The organism is Streptomyces sp. NPDC033229, from assembly GCF_055576875.1.
The window spans coordinates 74937-91503 of the sequence record NZ_JBVIQR010000034.1 but is presented as its reverse complement, the minus strand read 5'-3'; the positions used below and the strand labels follow the sequence as shown (position 1 = coordinate 91503).

13 protein-coding genes are annotated in these 16567 nt (G+C 72.7%); 2 read left to right on the top strand and 11 right to left on the bottom strand.

Translation table 11 applies throughout. The features are described from left to right. Positions 1-169: 169 nt before the first annotated feature. The 11 genes from ACZ53N_RS26705 to rsmI all read right to left on the bottom strand — a co-directional run bounded on the left by ACZ53N_RS26705 (position 170) and on the right by rsmI (position 12750). The gene (locus ACZ53N_RS26705; RefSeq protein ID WP_356449340.1) at positions 170-850 is read right to left on the bottom strand and encodes a response regulator transcription factor; all 681 of its coding nucleotides are present in this window, start codon (positions 848-850) and stop codon (positions 170-172) included. A gap of 236 nt (positions 851-1086) precedes the next feature. Next, positions 1087-2952 (bottom strand): hypothetical protein, encoded by a 1866-nt coding sequence (locus ACZ53N_RS26700; protein ID WP_469143337.1) that lies wholly within the window; start codon positions 2950-2952, stop codon positions 1087-1089. Positions 2953-3206: 254 nt separating this feature from the next. Beyond that, on the bottom strand, positions 3207-5018 hold the full coding sequence (locus ACZ53N_RS26695; protein WP_469143336.1) for an ABC-F family ATP-binding cassette domain-containing protein: 1812 nt from the start codon (positions 5016-5018) through the stop codon (positions 3207-3209). Between the two features lie 59 nt (positions 5019-5077). Beyond that, positions 5078-5221 carry a hypothetical protein gene (locus tag ACZ53N_RS26690; RefSeq protein ID WP_469143335.1) on the bottom strand — a complete coding sequence of 48 codons (144 nt, stop codon included), beginning with the start codon at positions 5219-5221 and terminating at the stop codon, positions 5078-5080. Continuing rightward, positions 5218-6594: an acyltransferase family protein gene (locus ACZ53N_RS26685; protein WP_469143334.1), complete on the bottom strand. Its 1377-nt coding sequence runs from the start codon at positions 6592-6594 to the stop codon at positions 5218-5220. Before ACZ53N_RS26685 ends, ACZ53N_RS26690 begins: the two co-directional genes overlap by 4 nt. Before the next feature lie 124 nt (positions 6595-6718). Continuing rightward, complete coding sequence (locus tag ACZ53N_RS26680; RefSeq protein WP_469143333.1) at positions 6719-7654, bottom strand: 4-(cytidine 5'-diphospho)-2-C-methyl-D-erythritol kinase; 936 nt, start codon at positions 7652-7654, stop codon at positions 6719-6721. Positions 7655-7710: 56 nt separating this feature from the next. After that, positions 7711-8583: a 16S rRNA (adenine(1518)-N(6)/adenine(1519)-N(6))-dimethyltransferase RsmA gene (gene rsmA, locus ACZ53N_RS26675; RefSeq protein WP_469143332.1), complete on the bottom strand. Its 873-nt coding sequence runs from the start codon at positions 8581-8583 to the stop codon at positions 7711-7713. Further along, positions 8580-10172 (bottom strand): ubiquitin-like domain-containing protein, encoded by a 1593-nt coding sequence (locus ACZ53N_RS26670; protein WP_469143331.1) that lies wholly within the window; start codon positions 10170-10172, stop codon positions 8580-8582. The genes rsmA and ACZ53N_RS26670 overlap by 4 nt, the downstream gene beginning before the upstream one ends. A 96-nt stretch (positions 10173-10268) precedes the next feature. Then, entirely contained in the window at positions 10269-11189 is a 921-nt protein-coding gene (locus ACZ53N_RS26665) for a TatD family hydrolase (RefSeq protein WP_469143330.1), read from the bottom strand. 32 nt (positions 11190-11221) lie between these two features. Continuing rightward, positions 11222-11707 carry a hypothetical protein gene (locus ACZ53N_RS26660; protein WP_469143329.1) on the bottom strand — a complete coding sequence of 162 codons (486 nt, stop codon included), beginning with the start codon at positions 11705-11707 and terminating at the stop codon, positions 11222-11224. Between the two features lie 194 nt (positions 11708-11901). After that, a complete protein-coding gene (gene rsmI, locus ACZ53N_RS26655; protein WP_469143328.1) occupies positions 11902-12750 on the bottom strand; it encodes a 16S rRNA (cytidine(1402)-2'-O)-methyltransferase in 849 nt (282 codons plus the stop codon). Positions 12751-12958: 208 nt separating this feature from the next. Between rsmI and ACZ53N_RS26650 the strand changes: the two genes are divergently transcribed. Then, complete coding sequence (locus ACZ53N_RS26650; RefSeq protein WP_469143327.1) at positions 12959-14722, top strand: dolichyl-phosphate-mannose--protein mannosyltransferase; 1764 nt, start codon at positions 12959-12961, stop codon at positions 14720-14722. 159 nt (positions 14723-14881) lie between these two features. Next, on the top strand, positions 14882-16501 hold the full coding sequence (locus ACZ53N_RS26645) for a penicillin-binding transpeptidase domain-containing protein (protein WP_469143326.1): 1620 nt from the start codon (positions 14882-14884) through the stop codon (positions 16499-16501). Positions 16502-16567 lie beyond the last annotated feature (66 nt).

Below are 16567 nucleotides of genomic sequence, written 5' to 3'. Positions count from 1 at the left end.
GTCCGGCGGATCACGATGCGCACCACCGCTGCGCGGCGGTGTCCTCAAACGCCGGACGGGCTGGTTTCGGCTGAGCTCAGCCGAAACCAGCCCGTTGGGGGCACCTCCCAGCGGTAGCTGGGGGAGCTTGAGAACACCGCCGCGCAGCAGTGGTGCGGAAGAGCACGGCCTAGCGGCCCGCTGCCAAGCCACCGGCACGGTCCAGAAGGCCCGTGCGGGCCGCGAGGGCCGCCGCCTCCAGCCGGGAGCCGACGCCCAGCTTCATCAGGACGCGCTGCACATGCGTACGCGCGGTGCTGGGCGCTATCCCCATTCCCGCCGCGATCAGCCGGGTGTCCTCGCCCTCGGCGACCCGCACCAGCACCTCGACCTCGCGCGGGGTCAGCAGTTGGAGCAGCCGGGCGCCCTCGTCATCGGGCTGGGCGGCCGGGTTGAGCAGTTCGGCGAAGGCGCCCTGGAGCAGCTGCGGGTCGACCGCGGCCTCCCCGGCGCGGGCCTTGATCATGGCGCGTTCGACGCCTTCGATGCGCTCGTTGTGCCGGACGTAGCCGGAGGCTCCGGCGGCGAAGGCGGCGGCGATGCCGAGCGGGCTCGGCACGGGTCCGAGGACGACGACGGCGACTTGGGGGCGGTCCCGCTTGATCCGGACGACCGGGTCGAAGGCGCCCGGTTCGGCGGGGGTGGCGGTGCCCATCAGGCACACCTCGGGGGCACGGCTGACCACCAGGTCGGCCGCGCCCGCGCTCGGCGCGGCCGCGGCGAGCACCCGGTGCCCGCGCAACTTCAGTGCCGAGGCGAGCGCCTCAGCCAGCAGACGGTGGTCGTCGACCACCATGAGCCGCACGCCCATGCGCGTCCCCCCTGTCGCCCGCGTACGTCTCCTGGGCTCCCTCTTGCCCCCGGAAGCTACACGCTTGTTCGACGTCGCGCGCCCTTTACCCGTGAGAAGTCCCCCGGAATGCCGAAATCCCTGCCAATCACGTGTACTTCGCGACTGAAACGGATCGTTCAGGCATGTACACGCGATGGGCAGGGATGGGGCGTGAGCGTTCGCCGAAATGATCAGATTCGGCTCGCCCGGTGGGGTCAGCTGCCGCCGAAGACGAGCGTCAAGTACTCCTTGTCCGTGCTGTACTTGCTCGGCTTGTCGGCGAAGCCGTCACCCAGGTAGAGCCGCCCCTGGGCGTACAGCGCCTGCTGGTAGGAGGGCGAGAGCGAGCGCTCGGCCGCGGCCGAGGAGAGCGGGTTCTTCAGCAGGACGTCCTTCTTGAACGTCTTCGGGTCGATGCGGACGACCGCGCCGCCGTCCCGGTAGGTGGGCGACTGGTAGCCGATGACGTAGCCGTCCTTGTCCACCGACAGGGGAAGCAGCTCGGAGTTCGGGAGGCCCTCGGTCTTGCCCTTGGACTGGCCGGTGGCCAGGTCGAAGGCGACGATGTCGTTCAGCCGGCCCGGGTTCTGGGTGTTGCCGCTCTGGTGCTCCTCGGACGGCATGTAGACGGCGTCCTTGCCGACGGCGACCTTGGTGCAGCCCTCGACGTCGGTCGAGGGGCACTTGATCTGGAACTTGCCGTTGCCCGTGGAGATCTTGGACCGCATCCTGCCGTCCTTGGCGCTGTCGTCGATCGCCATGAGGTCCGAGGCGCCGCTGCCCGTGGAGCCGCCCGCGTCGAGCCCGATGACCAGCGGGTCGGTGGACACCACGTGGACGTAGGAGATGCCCTCGGGGACCTTGTACTCGGACGTGATGGCGCCCGTCTTCGGGTTGAGGGTCTGGACCTTCATCTGCGGGCGCTTGTAGTCGCCGCAGCGGCGCACCGCGACGAGCTTGTCGCCACCGCCGCCGTAGCCGTCGTCCTTGCAGTCCTCGCCCGCCTTGGGCTTCCACAGGGACTTGCCGCCGTCGAGCGACCAGGCGGCGCCGCCGCTGGTGCCACCCGCGGCGACGGTGCCGCCGCCGACGGTGACCTCCTCGAAGCGGACGTCCTGGTCGGCGACCTTGGCGGACTCCTGCCAGAGCTTCTTGCCGTTGTTCAGGTCGAGGGCGACGACCTGGGTGCACTGGCCGCCGTACTTCTTCTCGGCGCTGGGCTTGGCGTCCTTGACGAGGACCGCGGTCTTGCCGTCGGCCGTGACGTGCTGGGAGGACCAGCAGATCTCGCCGTCGAGCGGGATCTCCCACTTCTGGCCGCCGGACAGGCCGTAACCGACGACCTTGTAGACGTCGGCCTTGGCGAAGACCTTGTCGGTGACCCACATGCCCTTGACGTTGACGAGGTCGTCGACCTTGGGCTGCTCGACGCTGAAGAGCAGCTTGCCGTCGATGGTCTGCGGCGCCTTGCCGCCGCCTCCGCCGCCGTCCTGCTCGCCGGTACCGCCCTGGCTCTTGCCGGTCTCGCTCTTGGCCTCGTCGTCCTTGCCGTCACCCTTGGTGAGGAACCAGACGCCGCCGCCGGCGACGAGGACCAGCGCCGCCACGGCGGCGACGATGACCGCCATGCGCTTCTTGGAGCCGCCGCCGGAGGGGCCGCCGCCCGGGGTGCCGGGGTACTGGGCCGGCGGTGGGTAGGCGCCGAACTGCGGCTGCGTGGCGTACGGCTGTGACGGCGCGCCGAACTGCGGTGGCTGCGCGGCGCCGAACGCCTGGGTGGGGAAGTCCTGCGGGCCCTGCGCGCCCGGTCCCGCGGGGCCGGGGTAGCCGTAGCCGCCCGGCGGGGGCGGCGGCGTCTGCGGTGCACCCGGGGGCGGGGGCGGGCCCTGGGGGGCGGCCGGGGGCGGGGGCGGCGGACCCTGCGGCGCGCCCGGGGGCGGGGGCGGCGACTGGGGGTAGCCGTACGCGGGCTGCTCCGGCCCGCTCCGGGGCGGCTGAGGGGAGAAGCCGCCGGGGGCGGCCCCGAAGCCGGGCGGCGGGCCCTGTGGCGGCTGGTTGGGCGGCTGCGGCGGCTGTGACATCAGCTTTCCTCTTTACGTGGGCGCATGACCCGACCGGTCTCCCCCGCGATCCCGGTGTCCGAAAATCACCGGGAAGGAGCGAATCGGGTAGAAATCCCACAGGTCAACGGCAGGCGAGCGGGTGTTCTTTGTATCACCCGGTACGGACGGCACACGGGCCGATTCCAGCGGTATCCACCAGCTGAGACCGGCCCGTGACGAGACTGTTGCCGCCTTACGGCGCGGCTGTTGCGCCGTACCTCGCGTCCCGGCCGTTACGCATCATCGGCCAGTTCCAGCCAACGCATCTCCAGCTCGTCGCGCTCACCGGCGAGTTCGCGGAGCTCGGCGTCGAGCTTGGCGACGCGCTCGAAGTCGGTGGCCTGCTCGGCGATCTGCGCGTGGAGCTTGCCCTCCTGCTCGCTGATGCGGTCGAGACGGCGCTCGATCTTCTGGAGCTCCTTCTTCGCCGCGCGGGCGTCCCCGGCCGACTTCTGCTTGGCTGCGGCCGCTTCGGTCGCGGCGACGGCGACGGCGGGCACCGAGGCGTCGATGACCTGCTGACGGCGCTCCAGGTATTCGTCCAGGCCGCGCGGCAGCATCCGCAGGGCGGCGTCACCGAGCAGGGCGAAGACCTTGTCGGTGGTGCGCTCGATGAAGTACCGGTCGTGGCTGATGACGACCATCGAGCCGGGCCACCCGTCGAGGAGGTCCTCCAACTGCGTCAGCGTCTCGATGTCGAGGTCGTTGGTGGGCTCGTCGAGGAAGAGGACGTTGGGCTCGTCCATCAGCAGCCGCAGGATCTGCAGGCGTCGGCGCTCACCGCCGGAGAGGTCGCCGACGGGCGTCCACTGCTTCTCCTTGGTGAAGCCGAACTTCTCGCAGAGCTGCCCGGCCGTCATCTCCCGGCCCTTGCCGAGGTCGACGCGGTCGCGGACCTGCTGGACGGCTTCCAGCACCCGCTTGGTGGGGTCGAGTTCGGCGACCTCCTGGGAGAGGTAGGCCAGCTTGACGGTCTTGCCGACCGCGACCTTGCCGGACGCGGGCTGCTTCTCGCCGCCCGTACGGGCGGCTTCGGCGAGCGTGCGCAGCAGGGAGGTCTTGCCCGCGCCGTTGACGCCGACGAGGCCGATGCGGTCGCCGGGGCCCAGCTGCCAGGTGAGGTGCTGGATGAGGACCTTGGGACCGGCCTGGACGGTCACGTTCTCCAGGTCGAAGACGGTCTTGCCGAGCCGGGAGTTCGCGAACTTCATCAGCTCCGCGGTGTCGCGGGGCGGCGGCACGTCGGCGATCAGCTCGTTGGCGGCCTCGATGCGGAAGCGCGGCTTGCTGGTGCGGGCGGGGGCGCCGCGCCGCAGCCAGGCGAGCTCCTTGCGCATCAGGTTCTGCCGCTTGGCCTCCTCGGTGGCGGCGATCCGCTCCCGCTCGGCCCGGGCGAAGACGTAGTCGCTGTAGCCGCCCTCGTACTCGTGGACCTCGCCGCGCTGGACGTCCCACATGCGGGTGGCGACCTGGTCGAGGAACCAGCGGTCGTGGGTGACCACGACGAGCGCGGAGCGGCGGGCCCGCAGGTGGGCGGCGAGCCAGGAGATGCCCTCGACGTCGAGGTGGTTGGTGGGCTCGTCGAGGACGATCATGTCCTGCTCGGCGATGAGCAGCTTGGCCAGCGCGATGCGGCGGCGCTCGCCGCCGGAGAGCGGGCCGATGACCGTGTCGAGCCCCTGCGGGAAGCCCGGCAGGTCGAGGCCGCCGAACAGGCCGGTCAGCACGTCGCGGATCTTGGCGCTGCCCGCCCACTCGTGGTCGGCGAGGTCGCCGATGACCTCGTGCCGCACGGTGGCGGCGGGGTCGAGGGAGTCGTGCTGGGTGAGGACGCCGAGGCGCAGGCCACCGGAGTGGGTGACGCGCCCCTTGTCCGCCGTCTCCAGCTTGGCGAGGATGCGGATGAGCGTGGTCTTGCCGTCGCCGTTGCGGCCGACCACGCCGATCCGGTCGCCCTCGCTGACGCCGAGGGAGATGCCGTCGAGCAGCGCACGGGTGCCGTACACCTTGTCGACGGCTTCCAGATTGACCAGGTTGGCTGCCATTCCACTCCTTGCTCCAGGGGACTGCCTCCAGGATCCCACGCCCGGCCGCGGCCCCGGACTCAGACTCCGGCGGCCTCCACCGGGCGGGCCCGCAGGGCCGCCCACGTGGGGATCAGGGTGGCGGCCAGGGTCAGGGCCCAGGCCGCGCCGAGGGTTCCGGGCAGCGGGCCGAGGACGGTGACGAAGGCCGCCTTCACCGTCATCGCGCGCGGCGGGGCGCCGCCGCCTCCACCAGGAGCCAGCCGGCTGCGGCCATGACGACGGCGGCGGGGGCGGTGACGCGCACGGCGACGAGCATGGCCGTGTGGCCTTCCAGAAGTCCGCCGAAGCCGACCATGGACAGGCCGAGGACGCCGAAGAGGGCGAGGGTGACGCCGAGGGCGGCGACGGGCCCGGAGATCCGGCGGGCGGGACGGGCGGTAGCGGGCTTGGCACCGGCCGGCTTGGGGGCGGGCTTGGCCGCGGGCTGTTCCACCGTGCGGAAGACGGCCACCAGCACCGCCGTGACGATAGCGGCGGCCGCGATCCGGAGCGGGGCCTGCGCCCACCAGGCGGCGCTCGCCGGGACGGGCAGCGGCACATCGAGGGCGAGCAGCGCCCCGTACACCCCGAGCATCGCGGTGAGGTGCCACAGGAACGCGGTCATCGCGACCCCGTTCGCGGCGATCACACCCCGCCACACGCGCGGCCGGGTCACGAGCCGCGTGCCGGGTCCGCGCAGCAGCTCGACGGCGCCGACCAGCCATATGCCGTGGCAGAGCAGGGCGGCGGTGGGCGGCGACATGTTGCTGATCTTCTCGCCGGGCATGCCGACCATGGACAGCGGGTACGGGCCGAACGCCACCAGCGCGGCGGCCGAGGCGAGGCCGGCGACGGCCAGCGCGGCCGGGACCGCTGGGGTGCTCAGACGGCCGTCGGCCCGCAGGAACCCGAGCTGGTGGACGGCGAGCCAGACGAAGGCGAAGTTCAGGAACTCCACGAACGGGACGCCGGCGGCGAAGCGCAGCCCGTCGACGCCGGCCGCCGCGGCGACGAGGGCGGCGAACGCGCCCCAGCCGTACCGCTCGTGGAGCCGCAGCAGCGGCGGGGTGAACGCGACCATCGCCAGGTAGATGCCGATGAACCACAGCGGCTGGGCGACGAGCCGGGCCGCGACGGCGGTGAGCGGCCCGTCGCCGCCGAGGAGTTGCACGGCGAGGGCGCCCGCGCCCCACACCGCTATGAAGACCATGGTGGGTCGGAGCAGGCGCTGCAGCCGGGCCCGTAGGAAGGCGGCGTAGGCGGGGCCGTCGGCTTTGCGGGCGAGGGACCGGTAGGAGAGGGCGTGCGAGAAGCCGCCGACGAAGAAGAACACCGGCATGATCTGGAGGACCCAGGTCAGCAGTTGCAGCCCCGGCTCCACGGCGAGCAGGTTGCCGACCTTCGCGCCGCCGTCGGTGTCGACGGTCACCGCCGCCATCAGCCAGTGGCCGAGGACGACGGTGCCGAGGGAGGCGACGCGGAGCAGGTCGATGTAGCGGTCGCGCGTCGTGGGTGTCGCGGCGGCGAGGTCGCGTACGCGGGTGTTCGAGGGCATGGGCGAACCCTTGCGCACGGCGGCGGGCGGGCACCAGGGCGGGGGTACTCATGTGGTGCTGAGTACTTCCCCAGCCCGTCCGGCGTTTGAGGACCGGGGTCCGGGGCGGAGCCCCGGAAACTCCTCAGCCCCGCAGGACCGTCGCACCCGCCGCCGGGCCTGATGTCACGCGGACCGACCGGCACGTGCCGGAGGCGCGCAGCGCGTCCGCCACCTTCACCGCCTCCGCCTCGTCGGTCACCAGGAAGGCGGTCGTCGGGCCGGATCCGGAGACCATCGCGGCCAGTGCGCCCGCTTCGGTGCCGGCGGCCAGCGTCGCGGCCAGCGACGGCCGCAGTGAGACGGCGGCGGCCTGGAGGTCGTTCGACACGGCGGCCGCCAGGGCGGTCGCGTCCCCGGTGCGCAGCGCCTCCAGCAGGGCCGCCGACGCCTCCGGGTCGGGGACGTCCGCCGCACTCGCGCCCGTACCGGAGGCCTCGCGCAGCCGGTCGCACTCGGCGTAGACGGCCGGGGTGGACAGCCCCCCGTCCGCGACGGCGAAGACCCAGTGGAAGGTGCCCCCGACCTCGAGCGGGGTGAGCAGCTCGCCCCTGCCGCGCCCGAGCGCGGCCCCGCCGACGAGGCTGAACGGCACGTCGCTGCCCAGCTCCGCGCAGATCTCCAGCAGTTCCTCGCGGGAGGCGCCGGTGCCCCACAGGGCGTCGCAGGCGAGCAGCGCGCCCGCGCCGTCCGCGCTGCCGCCGGCCATGCCGCCGGCCACCGGGATGTCCTTGTCGATGTGGATGTGAACACCCCCGCCGCGTCCGTCGCGTCCGTGCCGCTCGGCCAGGGCCAGGGCGGCACGGGCGGCGAGGTTGGTGCGGTCCAGCGGCACCTGGCCGGCGTCGGAGCCGGTGCAGGTGACGCGCAGTTCGTCGGCGGGGGTCACCGTGATCTCGTCGTACAGGCCGACGGCCAGGAAGACGTTGGCCAGGTCGTGGAAGCCGTCGGGGCGCAGCCCGCCGACCGCGAGCTGGACGTTGACCTTGGCGGGTACGCGGACGGTGACGGACGCGGTCACGGGGTGCGGGCTCCTCGGCTCGTACGGGTGGCGGCTTGCCTGGCGGTGCGGTGTCGCTACTGCTTGTTCTCCGCGATGGCCACGAACTCCTCCACCGTCAGCGACTCGCCGCGCTCCTGCGGGGAGATTCCGGCGGCGACCAGCGCGGCTTCGGCGGCGGGGGCGGAGCCCGCCCAGCCGGCGAGGGCGGCGCGCAGGGTCTTGCGGCGCTGGGCGAAGGCCGCGTCGACGACGGCGAAGACCTCTTCGCGGGTGGCCGACGTCTCGATCGGCTTCGACCGGCGGACGAGGGAGACGAGGCCGGAGTCGACGTTCGGGGCGGGCCAGAAGACGTTGCGGCCGATGGCTCCGGCGCGCTTGACCTCGGCGTACCAGTTGGCCTTGACCGAGGGCACGCCGTAGACCTTGTTGCCGGGCCGGGCGGCGAGCCGGTCGGCGACCTCGGACTGGACCATCACCAGCGTGCGCTCGATGGTGGGGAACCGCTCCAGCATGTGCAGCAGGACGGGCACGGCGACGTTGTACGGCAGGTTGGCGACGAGCGCGGTGGGCGGGGGGCCCGGGAGCTCGGTGACGCGCATGGCGTCGCTGTGCACGAGCTCGAAGCGGTCGGCGCGGGCGGGCATGCGCGCGGCGATGGTGGCGGGGAGGGCGGCGGCGAGCACGTCGTCGATCTCCACGGCCGTGACCCGGTCGGCGGCCTCCAGCAGGGCCAGGGTCAGTGACCCGAGCCCGGGTCCGACCTCGACGACGACGTCGTCGGGCCGCACCTCGGCGGTCCGTACGATGCGCCGGACCGTGTTGGCGTCGATCACGAAGTTCTGGCCGCGCTGCTTGGTGGGGCGTACCCCCAAGGCTGCGGCCAGCTCGCGGATGTCGGCGGGGCCGAGCAGGGCGCCGGACTCGTCTGTGCTGGGGCTGGAACTCACCCGTGAAGTTTACGGCCGCAATGTGGCCACGGGCTCGCGCCCCGGCTCACGTACAGCTTCTTGGCCCGGTAGGTCTGCTCGGAGGCGGGTGCGTCCTGGGGCCGGCCGCTGCCGCCGAGCCCCTGCCAGGTGCGGACGTCGAACTGGTAGAGGCCCCCGTAGGTGCCCGAGGGGTCGACCGCGTTCGGCCGGCCGCCGGCCTCGCACTGGGCGAGTCCGGACCAGTTCAGGCCGTCCGCGCCCCGCACGGTGGCGGGAGCCGCCTTGGTGCCGACCTTCACGATCTCGGTGCGGGGCTGCCGGACGATCTCCGAGCCGATCCGCTTCGGCTTCTGCCGGACGCCGTTGACGGTCCGCAGGGCGTAGGTGACGCGTTCGACGCCCTTCTCGCCGCGCTGCGCGACGACCTCGGTGCCCTTGTGGAGGGTGGGGTCTTCGCGGCGTTCGGTGGTGAAGTCGATGGGGAAGTCGCGGACCTCCTGGCTGCCGGTGATGCGCATGACGGAGATCGTCTGGCCCTCGCGGGGGAAGCTGTCGGGGTCGACGGAGGTGGTGTCCTGGCCGCGCAGGGTGATGCCCGCCTGTTCGATGGCCTCGTGGACGGTGGCCGCGTTGGTGCGGATGGTGCGCTCGTGCCCGTCGGCCATGAAGGTGACGGTCCGCTCGGTGCGCACATCGAGGTCGAGACCCTGGCGGGAGATGGCGGCGGAGCGGGAGGCGGACAGATAGGCGCCCTCGGCGCGCACGCCGAGCTGGCGCAGGGCGCCGTCGACGGTCCGGGCGGTGGTCCACACCTGGCGGTGCTCGCCGTCGAGGGTGAGGGCGAGGAGGCGGCCGTACCGGACGACGATCTCGTCGCCCGCGGCGAGGTCGTGGTGCGGGCCGGGGGCGACGATGTCGTGCTCGCCGACGCTCATGTGCTCGTCGGCGAGGAGTTCCTCGACGTCGTCGGCGAAGGTGTGCAGGGTGCGGGGGGTGCCGTCGACGCTGAGCTTGACGGTCTTGTCGCTGGCGATGAAGGAGGACGTGCCGCCGGCGAGGAAGGCCACGACGAGGGCCTGCGGGACGAGGCGGCGCAGCCGGTCGGGGCGGTCGCCGGATCTCTTGCGCCGCCCGGGGTTGGGGCGGGGCGCGGGGTCCTCGGGCGGGAGCGGCGGCCCGAAGGCGCCGGGGGGCTGCTCGTGGGGTGCGGCGGGCGGCGCGGGGTCCGGGGGCGCGGCGGGGGTCAGGTCGTAGCGGGCGTCCGGGCCGTCGGGGGCCGCCGGGCTCGCGTAGGCGTCCGGGGAGGCGGACTGCCGGGGCAGGTAGGGCTCGTAGGACTCGTACGCGCTGTAGGGGTCGCCCAAGCCGTAGGCCTGGGATCCGTGGGACGACGCGTAGGACTGCGGCCCGTAGGCACCGGGACCGTAGGACTCGGGTTCGCGGGGCTCGGGGCAGTAGGTCCCGTACGGCTCATACGGGACCTGCGGTTCGTACGCGGTCTGCGGCTCGTAAGGGGGCTGCGGCTCGTAAGGCGCGTACCGCTCGTACGTCGGCGTTTCGGCCGCCCCGCGGTGTGCAGCGCGGGGGCTGCCCTGTGCATGACTCACGACACTCCACTGGGTCCGAGCTATCGGGCCGGGACTGTAGCGGAGTGTCCCTCACTCTCCAAAGTCGCATAGTCACACTGTGTCGCGCCGTGAGGGTTAATAGCCGAAGGCGCGTGCGGTATTCGCGGCGACCGCCGTGGCCAGAGCGTCCTCGTGGACCCCCTTGATTTCGGCCATCGCCCGCAAGGTGACCGGAATGAGGTAAGGCGCGTTGGGCCGTCCGCGATACGGCATCGGGGTCAGGAAGGGCGCGTCCGTCTCGACGAGCACCAGGTCGGACGGGGCGACGGCGAGGGCGTCGCGCAGCGGCTGGGCGTTCTTGAAGGTGATGTTGCCCGCGAAGGACATGTAGTAGCCCGCGGCGGCGCAGATCTTGGCCATCTCGGCGTCGCCGGAGTAGCAGTGGAAGACGACCCTGTCGGGCGCGCCCTCCTCCTCCAGCACCCGCAGCACGTCGTCGTGCGCCTCGCGGTCGTGGATGACCAGGGCTTTTCCGTGCCGCTTGGCGATGTCGATGTGGCGCCGGAAGGACCGCTCCTGGGCGGCCATGCCCTCGGGGCCGGTGCGGAAGTAGTCGAGGCCGGTCTCGCCGACGCCGCGGACGTGCGGCAGCGCGGCCAGCGCGTCGATCTCGGCGAGGGCGGCGTCCAGGGCGGCGTCGCCGCCGGGTGCGCGCTCGCCCTGCCGCGACCAGCCGTCGGGGTCGCCGAGGACGATGCGGGGGGCTTCGTTGGGGTGCAGGGCCACGGTGGCCCAGACGGCGTCGTGCGCGGCGGCGGTCTCGGCCGCCCAGCGGGATCCGGCCAGGTCGCACCCCACCTGGATCACCGTGGTCACGCCGACGGACGCGGCCTTGGCCAGCGCCTCATCGACGGAACCGCTCTGCATGTCCAGGTGGGTGTGCGAGTCGGCGACCGGCACGTTCAGGGGCGCCGGGAGGGGCGGGGGAACGTCCTTGTCGTCGTTCTTCTTCCGCTCGCCGCCGGTCGTGCCGCTGTTCGATGCTGTTGCCGCCATGACGCGATTCTAAGGATCGCCCTGGGCCGGTCTCACTTCCGGTGGAAGGGCTTCAGCAGGTCCGCGAGGTGCCAGTGACTCCGGGACCCGTTCGCGTCGCGGTGGCGTGGCTCGGCGCCGGTGTCACGGGTGTCCGCCCGAGCGGGGAAGGGCCCGGCGGTGGCCACCACCGAGCCGGTGGGCATGTGCAGCGCGTCGGCGACCTGGGTCACCTGGCCGGACCGCATGATGCGCACGACATGGCCGCCGCAATTCGCGCAGGTCGGGCGGGTCAGCGGGGAGGGGACGCGCTCGCCGTCCGCGTAGTAGGTGACGTACGCCCGGCCCTCCGCGTCGGTGTGGTGCGCGATCTCGTACGACTGCTCCCAGCCGTGCGCGCAGCGCATGCACGCGAAGGCGTAGGACTCGTGCCCGACCTCGCCCGTTTCGGGCCCCGGCCGGGGGGTGCGCGGTCCGGCCAGCGTGCCGGGTCGGTCTATCGGCTGTACACCGCTCGAGGTACCCGCGGTCTCGCTCATGGCAGCTCCTCTTGTCCGCTGGACAAGTCTCTCCGGGACAGGACGTCCCGCTGTCCAGGGAACGCCCATCGCGGCGACGGCGCAGCAGTCCGGGCCTCGAATTGGGCCAAACTTGGCGGCTTCATATCCGAAGCGCCAGGCTGCCATGCCTAAGCTTTGCCTTTCACGATAACCCTATTACCTTCTGAAGCGCCCTACTTTGCCGCGTTTTTCGCCGCTACGACCGCATCGAAGACCTCGCGCTTGGGTAGCCCCACTTCGGCCGCAACGGCCGAGATGGCCTCCTTGCGGCGCTCCCCCGCCTCCTCCCTGACCCGCACCCGGCGGACCAGCTCGGCGGGGTCGAGGTCCTGCGGCCCGGGCTCGGGCGCTCCCTCGACCACGATGGTGATCTCACCGCGGACACCCTCGGCGGCCCACTCGGCCAGCTCCTTGAGCGGACCGCGCTTGACCTCCTCGTACGTCTTGGTCAGCTCCCGGCAGACGGCGGCCCGGCGCTCCTCGCCGAGCACCTCGGCCATGGCGGCCAGCGTGTCGTCCAGCCGGTGCGGGGCCTCGAAGTACACGAGCGTGCGCCGCTCGTCCGCGACGTCCCGTAGCCGCCCGAGCCGCTCACCGGCCTTGCGCGGCAGGAACCCCTCGAAGCAGAAGCGGTCCACCGGCAGTCCGGATACCGCCAGCGCGGTGAGCACGGCGGACGGCCCCGGCACGGCCGTCACCTTGATGTCGTGCTCGACGGCGGCGGCGACCAGTCGGTAGCCGGGGTCGGAGACGGACGGCATCCCGGCGTCGGTCACCAGCAGCACCCGCGCCCCGCCCAGCAGCGCCTCGACCAGCTCGGGCGTACGGGCGGTCTCGTTGCCCTCGAAGTACGACACGACGCGGCCGGTGGTGTACACCCCCATGGCCTGCGTGAGCCGGCGCAGCCGCCGGGTGTCCTCGGCGGCGATCACCTCGGCGGCGAGCAGCTCGGTGGCCAGCCGTGGGGGCGCGTCGGCGACGTCACCGATGGGGGTACCTGCGAGTACGAGCGTTCCAGTCACGCTCCCATCCTCGCAGGGTGCGGCACCGACCGGCCGCGGCCCGGGGGCGGGGGCACGCTCCACGTGCCGAGGCGGCGGGCCACCCGGGCGCTCGCCGGCACCGAAGTCCGCTCCCCGCACGCCCGGGCGCCCCTGCCGGGGAGGCTCGCCGCAGGGGGTGCCGCGCGGCCGTAAGGACTCGCACAGGCGGGTTCCCTACGATGGCGCGGTGACCAGTGACACCGCGACGCGAGGCCGGCAGGGCCAGAGGGCAGACGGGCAGCCGCCCCCGTGGCAGCGCAGGCTGCGGCGGTTCGGGTATGCGGGACGCCCCGAGCCGGACGTGCGGGAGCGGCTGGTGCCGCCGTACCCCGAGCCCGGTGTCCGGCTGTGGGGGGCGCTGGGGGTGCGCCCGGCGGCGGCGCTGGTGCCGGCGCGCGCCATGGGCTGGGCCGGCCCGCTGCTGGTCGCCCTGTTCGCGGGGCTCCTCCGGTTCTGGCACCTGGGCAGCCCGAGGGACGTGATATTCGACGAGACGTACTACGCCAAGGACGCCTGGACGCTGTGGCAGCACGGCTACGAGGCCAAGTGGCCCGACAACGGCGCCAATGAGGCGATCCTCAAGGGCAGCACCGAGATCGCCGACACCCCCACCTTCGTGGTGCACCCGCCGGTCGGCAAGTGGGTCATCGGGATCGGCGAGTGGCTGCACGGTCTCACCCCCTACGGCTGGCGGTTCATGGTCGCGCTGCTCGGCACCCTGTCGGTGCTGATGCTGTGCCGCATCGGACGGCGGATGTTCCGCTCCACCTTCCTCGGCTGCCTCGCGGGCGCCCTGCTCGCCGTGGACGGTCTGCACTTCGTGATGAGCCGCACCGCGCTCCTCGACTCGGTGCTGATGTTCTTCGTGCTGGCGGCATTCGGCTGTGTGCTGGTGGACCGGGACAAGGCCCGGGCCCGGCTGGCGGCGGCGTTGCCGGTCGACGAGGGCGGCGTCGCGCGGCCGGACGCCGAGGTCGGCGATCGGCTCCGGCTGGGCCTGCGGCCGTGGCGGATCGCTGCCGGGGTCTTCCTGGGCCTCGCGTTCGCCACGAAGTGGAACGGCGCGGTGTATCTGGCGGCGTTCGGGCTGCTGGTCGTCCTGTGGGACCTCGGCGCGCGCCGGCTGGCCGGTGCCCGGCGGCCGCACCTCGCCACGCTGCGGCGTGATGTGCCGTGGGCGTTCCTGTCGACCGTGCCGGTGGCCCTCGGCGTCTATCTCGCGTCCTGGACCGGCTGGTTCGCCAAAAGCGGTACGTACACCAAGGAGGGCGGCTGGCAGCACAGCGGCTATCTCCGGCACTGGGCGGAGACCGAGGGCGGCCACAGCCCGGACGGCTTCCTCGCGGGGATCCTCAACCCGCTGCGCAGCCTGTGGAAGTACGAGAACGACGTGTGGGACTTCAACACGAACCTCTCGTCGCCGCACACGTACCAGTCCAACCCATGGAGCTGGCTGGTCCAGTCCCGCCCGGTGTCGTACTTCTACGAGTCCCCCAAGCCGGGCGAGGACGGCTGCCCGGCCGACGCGGCGGACAAGTGCGCGCGGGAGGTGCTCGCGCTGGGCACCCCGCTGCTGTGGTGGGCGGCCTGCTTCGCGGTGGTGTATCTGCTCTACCGGTGGGCCTTCCGGCGGGACTGGCGGGCGGGCGCGGTGCTGTGCGCGGTCGCCGCGGGTTATCTGCCGTGGTTCATGTGGCAGGAGCGGACGATCTTCGTGTTCTACGCGGTGGTGTTCGTGCCGTTCCTGTGCCTGGCGGTGGCGATGATGATCGGGGCGCTGCTGGGGCCGCCCGGTTCCTCCGAGCGGCGGCGGATCGCGGGCGCGGTCGGCGCGGGAACTCTGGTGCTGCTGATCGCCTGGAACTTCGTCTACTTCTTCCCCCTCTACACCGGCCAGGCGATCCCGTTGGACGCGTGGCGCAACCGGATGTGGTTCGACACCTGGATCTGACGCACCCCCTCGGCTGGATCTGACGCATCCCCTCGACGCCCCAACAGCCGCTTCCGGCCACATCACTCCATGCGTCACTCCCGTCCCGTAGAGTTCCGATACAGACGTTTTGATCGACTGATTAAAACGCCGGGGAACTGGGCGGGGGCCCGGAGGGGGATGGACATGCGCAAGGGCGCGAAGATCGCGGTGGGCGGGGTGGCCGTCGCGATGGTGGGGGCAGCGGGGCTGGGCGCGTACAACCTGGTCGACGCGGTCGCGGACGGCACGGGGACGAAGAGCGAGGCCGCGCCCGTGCGCACCGGGCCGCCGACCGGGGACGAGATCGACAAGGCCGCCCACGACTTCCTCGCGGCGTGGGCGGCGGGCGACACCGAGCACGCCGCCACCCTCACCGACAACGCGTCCGCCGCGTCGGCCGCGTTGACCGGATACCGCGAGAGCGCCCACGTCGAGAAGGTGACGCTGGAGCCGGGCGCGGCGACGGGCGCGAAGGTGCCGTTCACGGTCACCGCCGAGATCGCGTACGGGAAGCAGCACTCGACGTGGAAGTACGCGTCCTCGCTCGACGTCGTCCGGGGCAGGACCAGTGGGAAGGCCCTGGTCGACTGGCAGCCCACGGTGGTCCACCCGGAGCTGCGGACCGGTGGGACGCTCAGGACGGATGCCGTCCAGGCCCCGCAGGTCACCACCCTCGACCGGGACGGTGAGGTGCTGGACCCCAAGGACCACCCCTCGCTCGCCCCCGTGCTGCCGCAACTGCGCAAGCGCTTCGGGGAGAAGGCGGGCGGTGAGCCGGCGGTCGAGGTACGGGCCGGGGGCCCGGCCGACGGCCCCGGCGCCCGGACCCTGCACGTGGTCTCCAAGGGCAAGCCGGGGACGTTGCGCACGACGCTGGACGCGGACGCGCAGCGGGCCGCCGAGGCCGCCGTGGCCAAGCACGCCGACGCGTCGGTGGTCGCCGTGAAGCCGAGCACGGGCGAGATCCTGGCGGTCGCCAACTCCAAGAAGACCGAGTTCAATCCGGCGCTCCAGGGGCAGACCGCGCCCGGCTCCACGATGAAGGTCGTCACGGCGGCGACGCTGCTGGAGCAGGGCAAGGCCGCGCCGGGCAAGCCGCTGCCGTGCCCCAAGTACGCCACGTACGGCGCGCGGTTCCACAACGTGGAGGAGAGCGAGAACCCCAAGGCGACCTTCGCGCAGGACTTCGCGGCCTCCTGCAACACCGCCTTCATCTCGCTCGCCGACGACATCCCCGACGGCGCGCTCGCCGCCGAGGCCCGGGACGTCTTCGGGCTCGGCCTGGAGTGGAAGACCGGCATCGGCAGCTTCGACGGCAGCGTGCCCGCCGACGGCGGGGCGGGCAAGGCCGCGGCGATGATCGGGCAGGGGCGGGTGCAGATGAGTCCGCTCAACATGGCCTCCGTCGCCGCGACCGTGCGGACCGGATCGTTCCACCAGCCCTACCTCGTGGCCCCGTCGGTGGACGACCGGGAACTCGCCCGGGCGCCCCGCTCCCTGCCGGCCCCGGTCGCGCGGGACCTGCGCTCGATGATGCGGCTCACCGCGCTCTCGGGCACGGGCGCGCGGGCCATGGCCGGCCTCGGCGGTGACGTCGGCGCCAAGACGGGCTCGGCCGAGGTCGACAACCAGACACAGCCCAACGGCTGGTTCACCGCCTACCGGGGCGACGTGGCGGCCGCGGCCGTCGTCCCCCAGGGCGGCCACGGCGGCGACTCGGCGGGCCCGATCGTGGCGGCGGTCCTGCGGGCGGGGTGACATTGCCTCGGCGGCGGCGGGCGGATGGCTACGGCGCGTCGTTGCTACCTGCGGGCCCGTCTTGCC